The 18,110-nt window shown below is 49.2% G+C and carries 17 protein-coding genes; 15 read left to right on the forward strand and 2 right to left on the reverse strand.

The annotated features are described in order from the left end of the window. The first annotated feature begins 51 nt into the window (after positions 1–51). The 5 genes from cysZ to crr all read left to right on the forward strand — a co-directional run bounded on the left by cysZ (position 52) and on the right by crr (position 5,065). Positions 52–795 carry a sulfate transporter CysZ gene (cysZ, locus tag AC6R1A_RS10180; protein ID WP_500630681.1) on the forward strand — a complete coding sequence of 248 codons (744 nt, stop codon included), beginning with the start codon at positions 52–54 and terminating at the stop codon, positions 793–795. Between the two features lie 142 nt (positions 796–937). After that, positions 938–1,906, forward strand: a complete 969-nt coding sequence (cysK, locus tag AC6R1A_RS10185; RefSeq protein ID WP_500628830.1) for a cysteine synthase A — start codon at positions 938–940, stop codon at positions 1,904–1,906. A gap of 297 nt (positions 1,907–2,203) precedes the next feature. Beyond that, positions 2,204–2,461 (forward strand): HPr family phosphocarrier protein, encoded by a 258-nt coding sequence (locus AC6R1A_RS10190; protein ID WP_334555157.1) that lies wholly within the window; start codon positions 2,204–2,206, stop codon positions 2,459–2,461. Positions 2,462–2,656: 195 nt separating this feature from the next. After that, a complete protein-coding gene (gene ptsI, locus AC6R1A_RS10195; RefSeq protein ID WP_500633896.1) occupies positions 2,657–4,381 on the forward strand; it encodes a phosphoenolpyruvate-protein phosphotransferase PtsI in 1,725 nt (574 codons plus the stop codon). A gap of 174 nt (positions 4,382–4,555) precedes the next feature. Next, the gene (gene crr, locus AC6R1A_RS10200) at positions 4,556–5,065 is read left to right on the forward strand and encodes a PTS glucose transporter subunit IIA (protein ID WP_334555155.1); all 510 of its coding nucleotides are present in this window, start codon (positions 4,556–4,558) and stop codon (positions 5,063–5,065) included. 56 nt (positions 5,066–5,121) lie between these two features. Here crr and AC6R1A_RS10205 read toward each other — a convergent pair whose 3' ends face one another. Beyond that, positions 5,122–6,285, reverse strand: a complete 1,164-nt coding sequence (locus AC6R1A_RS10205) for a 2-octaprenyl-3-methyl-6-methoxy-1,4-benzoquinol hydroxylase (protein ID WP_500633897.1) — start codon at positions 6,283–6,285, stop codon at positions 5,122–5,124. Positions 6,286–6,561: 276 nt separating this feature from the next. Here AC6R1A_RS10205 and miaB point away from each other — a divergent pair, with 276 nt between their 5' ends. From miaB to lnt, 5 genes are all read left to right on the forward strand, one after another. After that, complete coding sequence (gene miaB, locus AC6R1A_RS10210; RefSeq protein WP_500633898.1) at positions 6,562–7,986, forward strand: tRNA (N6-isopentenyl adenosine(37)-C2)-methylthiotransferase MiaB; 1,425 nt, start codon at positions 6,562–6,564, stop codon at positions 7,984–7,986. Positions 7,987–8,092: 106 nt separating this feature from the next. Then, on the forward strand, positions 8,093–9,205 hold the full coding sequence (locus AC6R1A_RS10215; RefSeq protein ID WP_500633899.1) for a PhoH family protein: 1,113 nt from the start codon (positions 8,093–8,095) through the stop codon (positions 9,203–9,205). After that, positions 9,202–9,663 carry an rRNA maturation RNase YbeY gene (gene ybeY / locus AC6R1A_RS10220; RefSeq protein WP_500633900.1) on the forward strand — a complete coding sequence of 154 codons (462 nt, stop codon included), beginning with the start codon at positions 9,202–9,204 and terminating at the stop codon, positions 9,661–9,663. The genes AC6R1A_RS10215 and ybeY overlap by 4 nt, the downstream gene beginning before the upstream one ends. 108 nt (positions 9,664–9,771) lie before the next feature. Next, a complete protein-coding gene (gene corC / locus AC6R1A_RS10225) occupies positions 9,772–10,671 on the forward strand; it encodes a CNNM family magnesium/cobalt transport protein CorC (RefSeq protein ID WP_334555150.1) in 900 nt (299 codons plus the stop codon). 17 nt (positions 10,672–10,688) lie between these two features. Next, a complete protein-coding gene (gene lnt / locus AC6R1A_RS10230) occupies positions 10,689–12,221 on the forward strand; it encodes an apolipoprotein N-acyltransferase (RefSeq protein ID WP_500633901.1) in 1,533 nt (510 codons plus the stop codon). A 13-nt stretch (positions 12,222–12,234) separates the two neighbouring features. Here the strand turns inward: lnt and AC6R1A_RS10235 are convergent, their stop codons facing one another. Beyond that, positions 12,235–12,705 carry a zinc ribbon-containing protein gene (locus AC6R1A_RS10235; protein WP_487903195.1) on the reverse strand — a complete coding sequence of 157 codons (471 nt, stop codon included), beginning with the start codon at positions 12,703–12,705 and terminating at the stop codon, positions 12,235–12,237. 129 nt (positions 12,706–12,834) lie between these two features. On the opposite strand from AC6R1A_RS10235, the gene leuS reads away from it, so the two are divergent. The 5 genes from leuS to rlmH all read left to right on the forward strand — a co-directional run bounded on the left by leuS (position 12,835) and on the right by rlmH (position 18,108). Then, positions 12,835–15,408: a leucine--tRNA ligase gene (gene leuS, locus AC6R1A_RS10240; RefSeq protein WP_500633902.1), complete on the forward strand. Its 2,574-nt coding sequence runs from the start codon at positions 12,835–12,837 to the stop codon at positions 15,406–15,408. A 157-nt stretch (positions 15,409–15,565) separates the two neighbouring features. After that, the gene (locus tag AC6R1A_RS10245; protein WP_334555146.1) at positions 15,566–16,186 is read left to right on the forward strand and encodes an LPS-assembly lipoprotein LptE; all 621 of its coding nucleotides are present in this window, start codon (positions 15,566–15,568) and stop codon (positions 16,184–16,186) included. A gap of 20 nt (positions 16,187–16,206) precedes the next feature. Beyond that, entirely contained in the window at positions 16,207–17,220 is a 1,014-nt protein-coding gene (holA, locus tag AC6R1A_RS10250) for a DNA polymerase III subunit delta (protein ID WP_487903192.1), read from the forward strand. 96 nt (positions 17,221–17,316) lie between these two features. After that, positions 17,317–17,634 (forward strand): ribosome silencing factor, encoded by a 318-nt coding sequence (gene rsfS / locus AC6R1A_RS10255; protein WP_334555144.1) that lies wholly within the window; start codon positions 17,317–17,319, stop codon positions 17,632–17,634. Between the two features lie 3 nt (positions 17,635–17,637). Further along, on the forward strand, positions 17,638–18,108 hold the full coding sequence (gene rlmH, locus AC6R1A_RS10260) for a 23S rRNA (pseudouridine(1915)-N(3))-methyltransferase RlmH (RefSeq protein ID WP_500633903.1): 471 nt from the start codon (positions 17,638–17,640) through the stop codon (positions 18,106–18,108). Positions 18,109–18,110: the final 2 nt, after the last annotated feature.

Genomic DNA, 18,110 nt, shown 5'->3' on the forward strand with positions numbered 1-18,110 from the left:
AACACGCTTTTCCTTGTTAACACACCATAAAACCCTGTTAGGCACATTTTCATGAACAACACTCAACAGTCAAAAACCGGATTTGGTTATTTTTTCCACGGTTTGCAACTCACTCTGCAACCCGGCATTCGTCAGTTTGTCCTTTTACCTCTCCTCGCCAACATTATTTTGGTCGGAAGCGCGCTCTTTTATCTCTTCTCTCATCTGGATAGTTGGATTGCAGAGTGGATTGGTCAGCTACCCGATTTCCTCTCTTGGTTGAGTTATCTTCTGTGGCCGTTACTGGTGCTCACGATTTTGGCGACCTTCTCCTACTTCTTTAGCACCTTAGCGAACTTTATCGCAGCGCCGTTCAATGGCCTGCTCGCGGAAAAGGTGGAAGAGCACCTAACGGGGCAAAAGATCAGTGACGATGGCATGCTCAGCGTTATCAAGGATGTGCCGCGTGTATTGGCACGAGAATGGCGCAAACTGCTCTACGTTCTGCCCAAAGCCATTGGATTGTTTATTTTGCTGCTCATTCCAGCCTTAGGCCAGACGCTCGGCCCCATTCTGTGGTTTGTGTTTACCGCTTGGATGCTGGCGATTCAGTACTGCGATTATCCGTTCGATAATCACAAGGTGCCGTTTAATGACATGCGACACAATTTGAAACAAAAACAAAGCAAAGCCTATACCTTTGGTGCGCTGGTCTCCGTGTTCACCACCATTCCTATTTTGAACCTGATCGTTATGCCTGTCGCGGTGTGCGGTGCGACATCGATGTGGGTGACCGAGTTCAAAGCAAGAAACTGAGTTTATCAAGTTCATATCATATAACTTTTTAATCCTTTTCTAGTTTTTTACCCTGACCTAATCTCTATCGGGTCAAACTTAAATAGAACATGATTGGTGGCGTGACAAACACGCTGCCAATATTTCGATGAAGGACTACATCATGAGCAAAATCTACGAAGATAATTCACTGACTATTGGTAATACCCCTCTTGTTCGCCTTAACAAAGTGAGCAACGGCAAAGTCTTGGCTAAAATCGAAGCGCGTAACCCAAGCTTCAGTGTTAAGTGTCGTATCGGCGCGAACATGATTTGGGAAGCTGAGAAAGCAGGCAAGCTAAAGCCGGGCGTTGAACTTGTTGAACCAACCAGTGGTAATACCGGTGTTGCTCTTGCCTTCGTCGCGGCGGCGCGTGGTTACAAATTAACCCTAACGATGCCTGAGTCGATGAGCCTAGAGCGTCGTAAACTGCTGAAAGCCCTAGGTGCGAACCTAGAGCTAACTGAAGCAGCGAAAGGCATGAAAGGTGCAATCAACAAAGCTGAAGAGATTGTGGCGAGCAACCCTGACAAGTACCTGCTTCTTCAGCAGTTCAACAACCCAGCGAACCCACAGATTCACGAAAAAACCACTGGTCCAGAAATCTGGGACGCGACAGACGGTGAAATCGATGTCTTCGTTGCAGGCGTAGGTACCGGCGGTACCATCACAGGTACAAGCCGCTACATCAAAGGCGAAAAAGGTAAAAACATTGTTTCCGTAGCGGTAGAGCCAGCGGAATCGCCTGTGATTGCACAAGCGCTCGCGGGTGAAGAAATCAAACCAGCACCACACAAAATCCAAGGCATTGGCGCTGGCTTTATTCCAGGCAACCTCGATTTAGCGTTGATTGACCGCGTGGAAGCCGTGACTTCTGAAGAAGCAATTGAGATGGCTCGTCGTCTTATGGAAGAGGAAGGTATCCTTGCGGGTATCTCGTCAGGCGCGGCAGTGGTTGCAGCAAACCGCCTTGCTCAACTTCCTGAATTTGAAGGCAAAACCATCGTTACTGTATTGCCAAGCTCGGGTGAGCGTTACCTAAGCTCAGCGCTATTTGCAGGCATCTTCACCGAGAAAGAGAACCAACAGTAATATGTGGTGAAATCAATTTTTCGTCTAAAAAAGCCCCGTTCAGGGGCTTTTTTGTTGATCCTGGCTCCACCTTTGGTAATATCGGGATGTTTTATTTCTAGCATCAAAATAAAACATTAAAACGATTTTATAGTTGCGGCGAAAAACAGCAAAGACTGACCACGCGGCACCTAGTATACAATTAGTATCAGTTCTGACACGAAAACAACGTCTGTCGCCTAGCGCAACCGTTTAATCCGAGTTAAGCTGTTTCTAATTAATAAACTATCTAAAAATAAATCAATTGGGGTATACAACATGTACGAGAAGCAAGTAGAAATCACAGCAGAAAACGGTCTTCACACTCGTCCAGCTGCACAGTTCGTGAAAGAAGCAAAAGCATTTGACGCGGACATCACTGTGACTTCTAACGGTAAAAGTGCAAGCGCTAAGAGCCTATTTAAGCTACAAACTCTAGGCCTAGTGAAAGGTACTGTAGTCACTATCTCTGCTGAAGGCCCACAGGCTCAGAAAGCAGTTGACCACCTAGTTGCTCTAATGGACCAACTACACTAATCGGTCTGCTATTGATTAAAGCCATTTTGCCAACGCAAAATGGCTTTATACCAATTTGATCCGGTCGATGAACAGGCCACCTCGTTTGCGCCGAACTATCCCATCATATTGGAAATAGCACCAAGATTAAGCTACACATAAACGTTAGCGCACCCATTTCTCCCGTTTAAAAGTTGACCAATTTAAGGTAAGGCTATGATTTCAGGCATCCTAGCATCTCCAGGTATTGCTATCGGTAAAGCACTACTCCTTCAAGAAGATGAAATTGTCCTAAACACTCACACTATTTCTGACGATCAAGTCGACGCTGAAGTAAAACGTTTCTTTGAAGCACGTGACAAATCAGCGGCTCAGCTTGAAACCATCAAGCAGAAAGCACTAGAAACCTTCGGTGAAGAAAAAGAAGCGATCTTTGAAGGTCACATCATGCTTCTTGAAGACGAAGAGCTAGAAGAAGAAATCCTAGCGCTGATCAAAAATGACAAGATGCATGCAGACAATGCCATTCACACTGTGATTGAAGAGCAAGCTGCAGCACTTGAATCTTTAGACGACGAATACCTCAAAGAGCGTGCGACAGATATCCGTGATATCGGTACACGTTTTGTGAAAAACGCGCTGGGCATCAATATTGTCTCTCTTAGCGATATTGACCAAGAAGTCATCCTAGTTGCGTACGATCTGACTCCATCAGAAACAGCACAGATCAACCTTAACTACGTACTGGGTTTTGCTTGTGATATCGGTGGTCGTACTTCTCACACTTCAATCATGGCACGTTCACTTGAATTGCCAGCGATCGTGGGCACCAACGACATTACCAAGAAAGTGAAGAACGGCGACATGCTGATTCTTGACGCAATGAACAACAAGATTGTCGTCAACCCATCTGACGCTGAGCTAGAAGAAGCGAAAGCCGTTAAAACCGCATTCCTTGCTGAAAAAGAAGAGCTAGCAAAACTGAAAGATCTTCACGCTGAAACTCTAGATGGTCACCGCGTCGAAGTGTGCGGCAACATCGGTACAGTGAAAGACTGTGATGGCGTACTGCGCAATGGCGGTGAAGGCGTTGGTCTGTACCGAACTGAGTTCTTGTTCATGGACCGCGATGCGCTACCAACAGAAGAAGAGCAGTACCAAGCGTACAAAGAAGTGGCAGAAGCGATGAACGGCGAAGCCGTTATCATCCGTACTATGGATATCGGTGGCGACAAAGACCTACCGTACATGGATCTCCCACAAGAGATGAACCCATTCTTGGGTTGGCGCGCTGTACGTATCAGCCTAGACCGTCGTGAAATCCTACGCGACCAGCTGCGTGGCATCCTACGTGCATCTGCACACGGTAAGCTGCGCATCATGTTCCCAATGATCATCTCTGTAGAAGAGATTCGTGAACTGAAAGCGGCGATTGAAGAATACAAAGCAGAGCTTCGTGCAGAAGGTCTGGCATTTGATGAAGAGATCGAAATCGGTGTCATGGTGGAAACACCAGCAGCGGCAGCGATTGCACCACACCTTGCAAAAGAAGTGGCCTTCTTCTCAATCGGTACCAACGATCTTACCCAGTACACACTCGCGGTAGACCGTGGTAACGAAATGATTTCTCACCTATACAACCCACTGTCACCAGCGGTTCTTACGGTCATCAAGCAAGTCATTGATGCATCGCACGCGGAAGGCAAATGGACAGGTATGTGTGGTGAGCTAGCGGGCGATGAGCGCGCAACGCTACTATTATTAGGTATGGGGCTGGATGAGTTCTCAATGAGCGGCATCTCTATTCCTAAAGTGAAGAAAGTGATTCGTAACTCAAACTACGCGGAAGTGAAAGCAATGGCGGAAGAGGCACTGTCTCTACCAACAGCGGCTGAAATTGAAGCGGTAGTTGATAAGTTCATCGCTGAAAAATCACTATAACCGGCTAATACCAATCTCCGATCTGGGGGGAGCCTTGTTGCCTAATCAGGCGTTTGTAATGAACGAATCTGTTTAGGTAAGAAGGAGATAGACGACTAAAAATAGTCGTCTATCTCGTGAGATTGGTATACTATAATTCGACAGAATTAAATTAAACGTTAGGAGCATGACACAATGGGTCTGTTTGACAAACTTAAGAAGCTAGTATCAGATGACAGCGCTGACGCTGGTGCAATCGAGATCATCGCGCCACTTTCTGGTGAAATCGTAAATATCGAAGACGTGCCTGATGTGGTTTTCGCTGAGAAAATCGTTGGCGACGGTATTGCAATCAAACCAGCAGGCGACAAAATGGTTGCTCCTGTAAACGGTACTATCGGTAAGATCTTCGAAACAAACCACGCGTTTTCTATCGAGTCTGACGATGGTGTTGAGCTTTTTGTTCACTTCGGTATCGATACCGTTGAACTGAAAGGCGAAGGCTTCAAGCGTATCGCTGAAGAAGGTCAAACAGTGAAAGCTGGTGACACTATCATTGAGTTCGATCTAGCACTTCTAGAAGAAAAAGCAAAATCAACGCTAACACCTGTTGTTATTTCTAACATGGATGAAATCAAAGAGTTGAACAAACTGTCTGGTTCTGTCACTGTTGGTGAAACACCTGTTCTACGTGTGACTAAGTAATTAGCGTCACGAGAATAACAAAACGCAGCTTTACGCTGCGTTTTTTGTTTTCTGCGCTAGAGTGAAGCGTCCATACCCAACGCATAACGCAATACTTGATGTTTGATGGGACCAGAGTGTTCTGCCACTTTCAGCGCCGCATTTCTTATCCACTTAAGCGGTACCTTGTCATTGCTAAACCCTTTATAAAACAGATCCATCCCGGTTTGCATCAGCAAATTATCAGGTCGACGACGACGTTCATATTGCGCTAAGTGCGACAAAAGAATCTCTTCATGATCGCGCGTCACGTTCAGCAAAGCCTCCACATCTTTAAAGCCGAGATTCACCCCCTGCCCTGCCAGTGGATTGATGGTGTGCGCGGCATCCCCAACCAGGACGCAGTGGGGCGTATAGTAGCGCTGTGCATGGCGGCGAGTTAACGGGAATGAGCCAGACTGGATCACCTCAATACCGCCAAGCTCAGCAGGAAAATGAGTCTTTATTTCGCTGGCAAGTTGAAGCGGCGTCATCGCCTTTAACTGACGAATACGCTTTGGTGTGTCGTACCAGACCAGAGAGGCTTGATGACCACATAGAGGTAAAAATGAGCGCGGTCCCGACGGCGTAAATTGCTGCCAAGTGATGTCTTGTTGAGGGAGATCGGTTTTGACATTAATCAGCATGCAATGCTGCCTGTAGTCCCAAGCAGTGATGCCAATGCCTGCACTCTGTCTGACGCGAGAATGAGCACCATCGGCCCCGACAATCAGCCCGGCTTCGATAACCTCACCGTCTGATAGCGTCACTTGATTCACTGGGCCATATTCGATGTGCTCGACCGTCACGGGGCAGCGCAACGCCAGATTCGGCCATGCAGAGAACTGCGACCAGAGCCCCAATTGAATGATGCGGTTCTCAACGATGTAGCCCAATTGATCACAAGCGACATCGTCACTGTGAAAGCGGGTCCGGCATTCGGGATGCTCCCACGTTTCTAGACGTTTGTAAGGACAGGCGCGCATCGACTGAATGGCTTGCCATGCCCCTAGCGATTCAAGCAGGGCAACCGAATGATTCGATATCGCGGAGACGCGGACATCCATCGCTTGTTGCGGTGCGTACGGTGTCGGTGCCTTCCCTTCGATCACCACGACACGTCGACCTTGCTCCGCAAACCCGAGCGCGACAGCTGCGCCTACCATTCCTCCGCCAATCACGGCCACATCATACTTGTTCATAGTTTGTACTTCATCGTATTGATTCAAAGGCTATTTTCGATTGTACGGTTTGAGTGCCAATTTGTAACTAAAAACCTTGATGGGGATACGGGCAAACCCTTGTAACCACTAGGCTAGAATTGCTTCTGGTCACTCGCCATTGAAAGCAGTACAATACGCCGCTTAACGCCGCACAAGCGGTGAAAAATCGGCCAATTGAGTCACTCAATACCTTGGCCAACTGGAACCAATGGGCGATTTGCTCCCTTAATTTAAACTAACGATCGAGCGAACAACATGAGTAAGAAACTGCTAATAAAAACCTGGGGCTGTCAGATGAACGAGTACGATTCATCAAAAATGGCCGATCTCCTGAATGCCGCAAACGGCTATGAACTCACAGAAGAACCAGACGAAGCAGACGTGTTGCTACTGAACACCTGTTCTATCCGTGAGAAGGCGCAAGAAAAGGTCTTCCACCAGCTCGGCCGTTGGAAAACGTTGAAAGATAAAAAGCCAGATGTGGTGATTGGCGTTGGTGGCTGTGTTGCCACTCAAGAAGGCGACCACATCCGTGAGCGTGCTCCTTACGTTGACGTCATTTTTGGCCCGCAAACTCTGCATCGCTTGCCAGAAATGATCAAGCAGTCGCAATCCGATGATGCGCCAGTGATGGACATCTCCTTCCCAGAAATTGAGAAATTTGACCGTCTGCCTGAGCCTCGCGCTGAAGGGGCAACGGCGTTCGTCTCTATCATGGAAGGTTGCTCGAAATACTGTACCTACTGCGTGGTGCCATACACCCGTGGTGAAGAAGTCAGCCGTCCTATGGATGACGTGCTGTTTGAAATCGCCCAGTTAGCGGAGCAAGGCGTACGTGAAGTCAACTTGCTTGGCCAAAACGTAAACGCCTATCGTGGCCCTACTCATGATGGTGAGATTTGCAGCTTCGCTGAATTGCTCCGTCTGGTCGCGTCGATCGATGGCATTGATCGCATCCGCTTTACAACCAGCCACCCGCTCGAGTTCACCGATGACATTATCGCGGTTTATGAAGACACGCCAGAGCTTGTTAGCTTCTTGCACCTACCCGTGCAAAGCGGCAGCGATCGTATCTTGACGATGATGAAGCGCCCGCACACTGCTATCGAGTACAAATCGATCATTCGCAAGCTACGTAAAGCGCGTCCTGACATTCAAATCAGTTCAGATTTCATTGTCGGCTTCCCAGGTGAAACAGACAAAGACTTCCAAGACACCATGAAGCTGATTAAAGATGTCGACTTCGACATGAGCTTTAGCTTTATCTTCTCACCACGTCCTGGTACACCAGCGGCGGACTACCCGTGTGATATCTCCGAGCAAGAGAAGAAAGAGCGCCTCTACGAATTGCAGCAAGTGATCAACAGTCAAGCGATGCGCTATTCGCGTTTGATGCTTGGCACTGAGCAACGTGTGCTAGTTGAAGGGCCATCGAAAAAGAATCTAATGGAGCTTCGCGCTCGTACAGAGAACAACCGAGTGGTGAACTTCGAAGGCAACGCCGAACTGATCGGTCAGTTTGTTGATGTTAAGATCACTGACGTGTTTGCCAACTCGCTACGTGGTGAAATCATCCGCACAGAGAAAGAGATGGATCTGCGCAGCGTCATTTCACCGACACAGATGATGGCAAAAACCAAACGCGAAGATGAGCTAGGTGTAGCAACCTTTACGCCTTAGTCTTGAAAATGCCTAACTAAGTAGCCATCTTAGTAATAGGAACTGTCGCCATTGGAAGCCCGGTCTCAATCGGGCTTTCTTAAATGGCCAATTATGTGAGGCAACTTTGAGCAATAAAATCGTTACGCTAGAAATCGATCTAGAACCTTCAGATAACCGCCGACTCGCCAGTCTATGCGGTCCATTCGATGACAACATCAAACACCTTGAGCGACGTTTAGGGGTAGAGATCAGCTACCGAGGCAACTTTTTTACCATCGTAGGTAAGCCTCATACTGCCGCGGCAGCGCTTGAAATCGTCAAAACACTCTACGTCAACACGGCGCCAGTACGTGGCACCATTCCTGATATTGAGCCTGACGAAATCCATCTTGCGATCAAAGAAACGGGCGTCCTTGAGCAAAATCTTGAGTCGAATATTGAGCATGGCAAAGAAGTCTTCATCAAAACGAAGAAGGGCGTAATCAAACCACGTACGCCAAACCAAGCCCAGTATCTCGTCAACATGGTGACGCACGACATCAGCTTTGGTATTGGCCCTGCCGGTACGGGTAAAACCTACCTTGCGGTCGCCGCTGCAGTCGACGCATTAGAGCGCCAAGAAATTCGCCGTATTCTACTCACGCGTCCTGCGGTCGAAGCCGGTGAAAAGCTCGGTTTCCTGCCGGGTGATTTGAGCCAAAAAGTCGACCCTTATCTGCGCCCACTTTACGATGCGCTGTTTGAGATGCTCGGTTTTGAGAAGGTCGAGAAACTGATTGAACGTAATGTCATTGAAGTGGCGCCGCTTGCGTACATGCGCGGCCGAACCTTGAATGATGCGTTTATCATTCTCGACGAAAGCCAGAACACCACAGTCGAACAGATGAAAATGTTTTTGACTCGTATCGGCTTTAACTCACGGGCTGTGATCACCGGTGATGTCACGCAAATCGACTTACCACGCGGCGCGAAGTCTGGCCTGCGTCATGCGATTGAAGTGCTCAGTGACGTTGAGGAGATCAGCTTTAACTTCTTCCAGTCTGATGACGTGGTTCGCCACCCTGTCGTCGCTCGTATCGTCAACGCCTATGAAAAATGGGAAGCGCAAGATCAAAAAGAGCGCAAAGAGTATGAAAAGCGTCGCCGTGAAGAGCGCGAAGCGAAACTGCTCGAAACTCAGGTCGCGTCTGCGCCACAGGCGCACATTACCCCTTCGACTGAGAGTAAAGAGTCATGAGTATCGAACTCGATCTGCAACTCGCGGTCGAACAAGAAACGGGTCTACCGACATTCGAGCAGTTTAGCCAATGGCTAAACGCCGCGGTCACCCTTTTTCAACCGGATGCGGAAGTGACGATTCGCATCGTAGATAGTGAAGAGAGCCAACAGCTCAATCACGAATATCGCGGCAAAAACAAGCCAACCAATGTGTTGTCTTTTCCTTTCGAAGCACCACCGGGTATCGAGATGGATTTGCTGGGCGACCTGATTATCTGTCGCCAAGTGGTTGAACAAGAAGCCAATGAACAAGGTAAACCCTTGATGGCACATTGGGCGCATATGGTTGTACATGGTAGCTTGCATCTGCTAGGTTATGATCATATTGAGGATGACGAAGCCGAAGAAATGGAGTCACTGGAAATTGAAATTCTAGACAAAATGGGCATCGCCAATCCTTATGAAATGGAAGATTGAGTGTCGGCTTTCGGCACTCAGCATCGTCACTCGACGCTCAATCACCTCCATGAGCGCGAGTGCCATGTGAGCTACCACACTTTGGTAGCGTGACTAAAATGAGAAACAATGAACGACGACAATTCTCCCTCTGCCTTAGAAGGTAAGAAAGAAAAATCTGAAGGTCCGAGTAGAAAGTCCTTCTTCGGACGCCTGGGCCAAATCTTCCAGGGCGACCCAAAAGATCGCCAAGAGTTAGTGGAAGTATTCCGCGACTCGGAAGTAAACGACGTAATTGACCATGACACCCGCGACATGCTCGAAGGTGTCATGGAGATTTCCGAGATGCGAGTGCGTGATATCATGCTGCCTCGCTCTCAGATGGTCACTATTGACCGCAATGACGATTTGGATGCGCTAGTGATGCTGATTACCGATGCGCAGCACTCTCGCTACCCTGTCATTAGTGAAGACAAAGACCACGTTGAAGGCATCCTACTAGCGAAGGACTTATTAAAATACTTAGGCTCTGACAGCTCGCCATTTAACATTGAGGAAGTGATCCGCCCTGCGGTGGTTGTTCCTGAAAGTAAACGCGTTGACCGACTCCTTAAAGAGTTTCGTGAAGAGCGTTACCACATGGCGATTGTCGTCGACGAATTCGGTGGTGTGTCTGGATTGGTGACGATCGAAGACATCTTGGAAGAGATCGTCGGTGAAATCGAAGATGAATTCGACGATGAGGAAGAGATCGATATCCGCAAGTTAAGCAAACACACCTTTGCGGTGAAGGCGCTGACAACGATCGAAACCTTTAACACCACATTCGGCACTTCTTTCAGCGATGAGGAAGTCGATACTGTAGGAGGCTTAGTCATGACGGCGTTCGGTCACTTGCCTTCACGAGGGGAAGTGCTGGAAATCGACAACTACAGCTTTAAAGTCACCGCCGCGGACAACCGCCGCGTACTGCAACTTCAAGTGACTATCCCAGAAGAAGACGCTCAACCTGAGCCTACTCAAGAGTAGTATTAGAGATCACATCCATGATGAATCCCCTCATTCATCGCCTAAAACGGCCGTTCGCGGCCGTTTTTGTTGGCGCCGCAACCACGTTTGCTTTTGCACCTTATCAACTGTGGCCCTTAGCGATTATCAGCCCTGCACTGCTGCTGCTTCTCATCCACCAGCAGTCGAGTAAACGCAGTTTTGCGATTGGTTATGCTTGGGGACTTGGTCAATTTGCCACCGGCATCAGCTGGGTGCATGTCAGTATTGATACCTTCGGCGGCATGCCCAAAATCGCCAGTCTGTTTTTAATGGCGCTGTTGGTCGGCTATCTCGCTCTCTATTCGGCACTCGCCTGTTACCTGATAAATAAGTGGTTTCCTGCACTCTCAAGGCGCCGCTATTTCTTTGCCTTTCCGGCTCTTTGGCTGATTATGGATTGGTTACGAGGCTGGGTAATGACTGGCTTTCCATGGTTGTGGCTCGGCTACAGTCAAATCGATAGCCCGCTTGCCCAGTTCGCCCCGCTAGGTGGCGTTGAGCTGATTACCCTTTTGTGTGTGTTAAGCGCGAGTGCCCTAGCCTTTGCGTGGCTTCGCCGCCAATGGTCAATCCTGTGGGTTCCCCTTGTCATTCTCGCAACAGGCTTCGGTCTGCGCAGTGCACAGTGGGTAACGCCAAATCCAGATAGCAGCACTCGTTTTGCGTTGATTCAGGGCAACATTGACCAAGCAATCAAATGGGTTCCGAGTCAACGTTGGCCGACCATGATGAAGTACACCGATTTGACCCGTGAAAACTGGAATGCCGATATCATCATCTGGCCAGAAGCGGCGATTCCTGCGTTTGAATTTGAAATCGCCTCTTTTCTCTCCAACTTAGACTCAGCGGCGAAGATGAACGACAGCGCCGTGATCACCGGCGTTGTCAATATGGGTGAGCAGCGTCAGTTCTTCAATAGCATCTTGACCTTAGGTAAGTCTGGGCGTGATGAGTACCGTTATGATCTCAGCGATCGCTACCACAAGCATCATCTTCTACCCTTTGGTGAGTTCGTGCCTTTTGAGGAGATACTACGCCCACTGGCTCCTTTTTTTAATCTGCCGATGTCTTCTTTCAGTGGCGGCGCGTTTATCCAACCCAACGTGTACGCCAACGGTCGCCATTTCGCGCCCGCGCTCTGTTATGAGATCATCTTTAACGACCAAGTAAGGCAAAACGTGAACGATGAGACCGACTTCATTTTGACTCTCTCCAATGACGCCTGGTTTGGTCACTCGATTGGCCCGCTGCAACACATGGAAATCGCACGAATGCGTGCGTTAGAACTGGGTAAGCCTGTGATTCGTTCGACCAATAATGGCGTCACGGCGGTAACAGACTATCAAGGAAAGATCACCGCGCAAATCCCGCAGTTTGAAACCGCAGTGCTCACTACACAAGTGGGTTCCACCACAGGGCAAACGCCGTATCATCAATGGGGTACGTGGCCATTGTATTGCTGGGCGGCATTGAGTCTGTTGGGGGCATTTCTGTCTTCAAGACGGGGCGAACGCCCCATCACTCAGTAAAACAACCACGCGGTTAAGGTTGTAGCGCTTGCCGCGTAAAGCCTTTGCAACCGCATTTAGTACAAGCAATGATAGTAGTGGGGTGGTTGTATTCGGTTTTGTGGCCACAATCGTCACAGACCAACACCCCAAGCCCTATCACCTCACCGGCCTGATAAAGTCCTTGGTGCTCCAAGTCTGTAAATAGCTCCACCCACTCCACTTTGGTTCGATCGGTTATCTCAAGCAAGCCTTGCCAAATCGAGTCTGCAATCATCAGATAGAAAGGGCTGCTTTTCGAGCGGTCATAGTTGTCGGCAAACTCCTTCAAGTCTGATTTGACATAGGCGGAAACCAGCGCCAATTCGTCTTTAGTTAAATCGTTCGCCGCCTCGACCACCTTACCTGATGTCTCTAGCACATGGTTGACTTCTTCCGGGCTATGTTTGAGGGCTTCGAGAACATCCTCAAACATCTCCTCATAACCGGCTTTCTGTTTTGCCATGGTGACCTCCTTAGGAATAATCCAGAATTTCCGCTATTGTTGTGCACCTCTCCTTTAGGTATTCTATGACGATCTATTTATGTCTGTTCGAACTGAACTCACAATTTCCAAGATAACCGGATATCATCGATGCAAGAGCAATACAACCCGCAAGATATTGAACAGAAAGTTCAAAAGCACTGGGATGACAACAAGACCTTTGTTGTAAGTGAAGACCCAAATAAAGAAAAATTCTACTGTCTGTCTATGTTCCCTTACCCAAGTGGTCGTCTACACATGGGTCACGTGCGTAACTACACCATCGGTGATGTGGTCTCTCGTTTCCAACGTCTGCAAGGCAAAAACGTCATGCAGCCTATCGGTTGGGATGCATTTGGTCTTCCGGCTGAAAACGCGGCGGTGAAAAACAACACGGCACCAGCGCCTTGGACTTACGAAAACATCGAATACATGAAGAACCAGCTTAAGCTTCTTGGCTTCGGTTATGACTGGAACCGTGAGTTCGCGACATGTACGCCAGAGTACTACCGTTGGGAACAAGAGTTCTTCACTAAGCTTTATCAAAAAGGCCTCGTTTACAAGAAGACCTCTTCTGTTAACTGGTGTCCAAACGACCAAACCGTTCTTGCCAACGAGCAGGTTGAAGATGGCTGCTGCTGGCGTTGTGACACGCCTGTAGAGCAAAAAGAAATTCCACAGTGGTTCATCAAGATCACTGAATACGCTCAAGAGCTACTAGACGATCTCGACAATCTAGACGGCTGGCCTGAAATGGTGAAAACCATGCAGCGCAACTGGATCGGTCGCTCTGAAGGTGTTGAACTCAAATTTAAAGTCAAGGGTCAACAAGACCTAGAAGTCTACACAACACGCCCTGACACACTCATGGGTGTGACGTACGTGGGCATCGCGGCAGGTCACCCTCTTGCTGCTCTGGCGGCTCAAACCAACCCAGAGCTTGCTGCGTTTATCGATGAGTGTAAGAACAACAAAGTCGCGGAAGCGGAACTGGCGACCATGGAGAAGAAAGGTATGGCGACGGGCCTTACTGCTATTCATCCATTGAACGGTCGTGAAGTGCCAATCTTTGTGGCGAACTTCGTCCTGATGGATTACGGTACAGGTGCAGTTATGGCGGTACCGGCGCACGACCAACGTGACTACGAGTTTGCGACCAAATACGGTCTCGATATCGTACCGGTTATCAAACCCGTTGATGGCAGTGAGCTCGACATCTCTGAAGCGGCCTACACAGAAAAAGGCGTACTGTTCGATTCTGGTGAATTCGACGGTCTAGAATTCCAAGCGGCATTCGACGCAATCGCAGCGAAACTAGAAGCTGAAGGCAAAGGGACTAAAACTGTTAACTTCCGTCTGCGTGACTGGGGTGTATCTCGTCAGCGTTACTGGGGCGCACCAATCCCAATGGTCACCACGGAAGATGGCGAAGTTCACCCTGTCCCTGCTGACCAACTGCCAGTCATTCTTCCAGAAGACGTGGTCATGGACGGCGTAACAAGCCCAATCAAAGCCGACAAAGAGTGGGCGAAGACCACATTCAATGGCGAACCTGCGCTGCGTGAGACAGACACCTTCGATACCTTTATGGAATCATCTTGGTACTACGCGCGTTACTGTTCACCACAAGCGGACGACATCCTTGATCCTGAAAAAGCCAACTACTGGCTACCAGTTGATCAATACGTTGGTGGTATCGAGCACGCGTGTATGCACCTTCTCTACTCTCGCTTCTTCCACAAACTCCTGCGTGATGCTGGTTACGTCACCTCTGACGAGCCGTTCAAGCAACTGCTATGTCAAGGCATGGTACTGGCAGACGCCTTCTACTTTGAGAACGAAAAAGGTGGTAAAGAGTGGGTAGCGCCGACCGATGTGGCTGTCGAACGTGACGGTAAAGGTCGCATTATTTCAGCCAAAGACAACGCGGGCCGTGATGTGACGCACTCAGGCATGATTAAGATGTCTAAATCGAAAAATAACGGCATTGACCCACAAGAGATGGTCGACAAGTACGGCGCTGACACTGTACGTCTATTTATGATGTTTGCCTCGCCAGCCGATATGACATTGGAATGGCAAGAGTCTGGTGTAGAAGGCGCGAACCGCTTCCTGAAACGCGTGTGGAAACTGGTCAATGAGCACACATCAAAAGGCGCAGCTGAAGCAGTGGATGCGTCTTCCTTGTCGGGTGACCAAAAAGCATTGCGTCGTGATGTCCACAAAACCATTGCTAAAGTGACCGATGATGTTGCACGTCGTCAAACTTTCAATACCGCTATTGCGGCGATCATGGAGCTGATGAACAAGCTATCAAAAGCGCCACAAGACTCAGCGCAAGATCGTGCGATTTTGGATGAAGCACTGAAAGCCGTGGTCGTAATGCTTTACCCTATCACTCCGCACATCTGTTTTGAAATGGGCAATGCGCTCAACATCACAGACATCGACAACACGGCTTGGCCACAACATGACGAGAAAGCACTGGTTGAAGACGAGAAACTGATCGTCGTTCAGGTCAACGGTAAACTACGTGCCAAACTCACTGTGGCGGCCAATGCCAGCAAAGAAGAAGTGGAAGCACTCGGTTTAGGTGATGAGAACGTCACCAAGTTCACAGAAGGCTTGACGATTCGTAAAGTGATTTACGTCCCGGGCAAACTTCTCAACATCGTGGCGAACTAATCCCATTAGTTCGAGTCTTAAGCAGGGCCTAGTGCCCTGCTTAACTTCGATGAGCGTTTTATTTTTGACAGAGCGCTCACCGAAGTTATCCAACCACTGTGGTCTATAACACTTTCGTTCATACTATTAGTATTCTCAACCAAAGAGCCGTTCACTCATGCGTCTATTTTCAATCTCATCCGTTAAGCTAACCAGCGCACTGTTGGTTGCCTCGCTTCTTGCTGGTTGTGGTTTCCACTTACGTGGTGATTACTCGGTCCCAGAGGAGCTCGATAAGATGTCATTGACCAGTTACGACAAATACAGCACCTTTACCCGCATGATGAAAGCGCAGCTACGCATGAGTGAAATCGAGATCGTGCCACCGGCGGAAAACATCGCCAATTTGCACCTGATCAGTGAAGGCGTTGGCGAGCGCACCCTCTCGCTTTACCAAAACACGCGTGCGGCGGAGAAAGAGCTCACCTTCCGTGCCTCCTATCGCGTTACCGTGCCCGATCTTGGCACCAAAACCTTCTCTACGAGCGTCACCCGTAGCTACCTGGATAACCCGCTGTCAGCGCTAGCGAAATCGGTTGAACGCGACATGATCGAAGATGAGATGCGCAAACTCGCAGCCACCCAAATCATTCGCCAAATGGCACGCCTTAAAGCCGATATCGAAGCCAACGAAATCGAGCTAGAGAACGAAGAACAAGTACAACTCAAAGCGCAAGAAGAGCAATATCGCGTCAAGACCTTTTACAGCGATGATGCGCCCGCTCCGGTCACTGAGTAATCCCGAGTTCGTTATCGCGCATGAGAATTTTTGCAGATAGGTTAGCTCAGCACCTAAACCACCAACTTGATCCGCTGTTTTTGATATTCGGCAGCGAGCCGCTGCTGATTCAAGAGTCTCGCCAAGCCATACACGCCAAAGCCCGTGAAGCGGGTTTTGAAGAGCGTCACCGCTATACGGTCGACAGCCGCTTTGACTGGGCGCCCGTCTATGATGCGTGCCAAGCGATGAGCCTATTCAGCGCCCGGCAAGTGATCGAGCTGGAACTTCCAGAGTCGGGTGTCAATGCCGCAATGGCCAAAGAACTACTGGCCATTGCCGAGCTTCTTCACAGCGATCTGTTGTTGATCATCATCGGCACCAAACTGACCAAAGCCCAAGAAAACGCCAAGTGGTTTAAGACGCTCAACCAACAGGGATGCTGGGTCAGCTGCGTCACGCCTGATTTAGCCAGATTGCCCCAATTTGTCCAAACTCGCTGCCGCGCCCTAGGCTTGCAGCCGGATGCCGAAGCGACCAAGATGCTTGCTCAGTGGCACGAGGGAAACCTCTTCGCTCTGACGCAAAGCCTAGAGAAACTTGCTCTGCTCTACCCCGATGGCAAGCTGACCTTAGTACGACTTGAAGAGTCGCTGAGCCGTCACAATCACTTCACTGCATTTCATTGGATTGATGCCCTGCTGGCAGGCAAGGCCAATCGCGCCGATCGTATTTTGCGCCAGCTTGAAGCGGAAGACGTCGAGGCTGTGATCCTTGTCCGCACGGTTCAAAAAGAGCTTGAGCAACTACTGGCGATGAAATCTCTGATGCAAACCCTGCCATTGGCGCAAGTGCTGGAACGCTACAAAGTTTGGTCCTCCAAACGTCCGCTCTATTCTAGCGCTTTGCAAAGGTTGGATACTGCGCGCCTTATGCGCCTCCTGCAACTGCTGGCCCAGATTGAACTGACTGCCAAAACGCAATATGAGCAGAGCCCTTGGCCACAAATACATCAACTGAGTCTGGAAATTTGCTTGCCACAAGTGCACATTTGAAATGCGTGGTATACTTCGGCCCCAACAGAATAGGCCGTGCAGAACCCTGTCATCGCCGCTAGCCATACGCTCATCCAAACAAGAGAGGAACAACACTTGCAACTAGAACAGCTTAACGAGTTTCTTGTCGACAAAGCCGACGACATGAAAGCGCAAAACATCACTGTGCTCGACGTACAAGGAAAATCTAGCATTACCGATTTTATGATTGTCTGCACAGGCACGTCGAAGCGTCATGTCTCGTCCATCGCTGATCACGTTGCAAAAGAGTCCAAACTGGCCGGCCTAGTGCCACTCGGTATTGATGGCCAAGATCTAGGTGAATGGGTGGTGCTGGATATGGGTTCAACCATTGTTCACGTCATGCAAGAAGAGCAGCGCGAGCTTTACCAACTGGAAAAACTCTGGAGCTGATCGATGAAACTTCAACTCATCGCAGTCGGCACCAAAATGCCCAAATGGGTAGAAGAGGGATTTCAAGAGTACCGCCGCCGTTTCCCTCACGATATGCCTTTAGAGTTGGTGGAAATTCCAGCAGTAAAACGAGGTAAAAACGCCGACATTGCAAGGATTTTGCAAAAAGAGGGCGAAGCCATGCTCGCCGCCGTGCCAAAAGGCAGCCGAATTGTTACTCTCGATATTCCTGGTAAAAAATGGGACACACCCCAACTTGCAGAACAACTGGAGAGTTGGAAGTTAGATGGTCGTGACGTATCGATTTTGATCGGTGGCCCAGAAGGCTTAGCCCCTGCGTGCAAAGCCGCCGCGGATCAAAGCTGGTCACTGTCCGCGTTAACCTTGCCTCACCCTCTGGTACGCATTGTGATGGCAGAAAGCCTGTACCGAGCGTGGAGCATTACCGCCAACCACCCATATCATCGAGAATAACC

The sequence above is a fragment of the Vibrio sp. R10-SG3-ISO3 genome (assembly GCF_059834225.1).

Coding starts and splice junctions, on each gene's coding strand:
- AC6R1A_RS10235 (WP_487903195.1), bottom strand. CDS start 12,705: ATGGCAAAACAGAAAGCCGGTTATGAGGAGATGTTTGAGGATGTTCTC.
- cysK (WP_500628830.1), top strand. CDS start 938: ATGAGCAAAATCTACGAAGATAATTCACTGACTATTGGTAATACCCCT.
- leuS (WP_500633902.1), top strand. CDS start 12,835: ATGCAAGAGCAATACAACCCGCAAGATATTGAACAGAAAGTTCAAAAG.
- crr (WP_334555155.1), top strand. CDS start 4,556: ATGGGTCTGTTTGACAAACTTAAGAAGCTAGTATCAGATGACAGCGCT.
- ybeY (WP_500633900.1), top strand. CDS start 9,202: ATGAGTATCGAACTCGATCTGCAACTCGCGGTCGAACAAGAAACGGGT.
- rlmH (WP_500633903.1), top strand. CDS start 17,638: ATGAAACTTCAACTCATCGCAGTCGGCACCAAAATGCCCAAATGGGTA.
- ptsI (WP_500633896.1), top strand. CDS start 2,657: ATGATTTCAGGCATCCTAGCATCTCCAGGTATTGCTATCGGTAAAGCA.
- corC (WP_334555150.1), top strand. CDS start 9,772: ATGAACGACGACAATTCTCCCTCTGCCTTAGAAGGTAAGAAAGAAAAA.
- AC6R1A_RS10245 (WP_334555146.1), top strand. CDS start 15,566: ATGCGTCTATTTTCAATCTCATCCGTTAAGCTAACCAGCGCACTGTTG.
- miaB (WP_500633898.1), top strand. CDS start 6,562: ATGAGTAAGAAACTGCTAATAAAAACCTGGGGCTGTCAGATGAACGAG.
- AC6R1A_RS10190 (WP_334555157.1), top strand. CDS start 2,204: ATGTACGAGAAGCAAGTAGAAATCACAGCAGAAAACGGTCTTCACACT.
- holA (WP_487903192.1), top strand. CDS start 16,207: ATGAGAATTTTTGCAGATAGGTTAGCTCAGCACCTAAACCACCAACTT.
- AC6R1A_RS10205 (WP_500633897.1), bottom strand. CDS start 6,285: ATGAACAAGTATGATGTGGCCGTGATTGGCGGAGGAATGGTAGGCGCA.
- cysZ (WP_500630681.1), top strand. CDS start 52: ATGAACAACACTCAACAGTCAAAAACCGGATTTGGTTATTTTTTCCAC.
- lnt (WP_500633901.1), top strand. CDS start 10,689: ATGATGAATCCCCTCATTCATCGCCTAAAACGGCCGTTCGCGGCCGTT.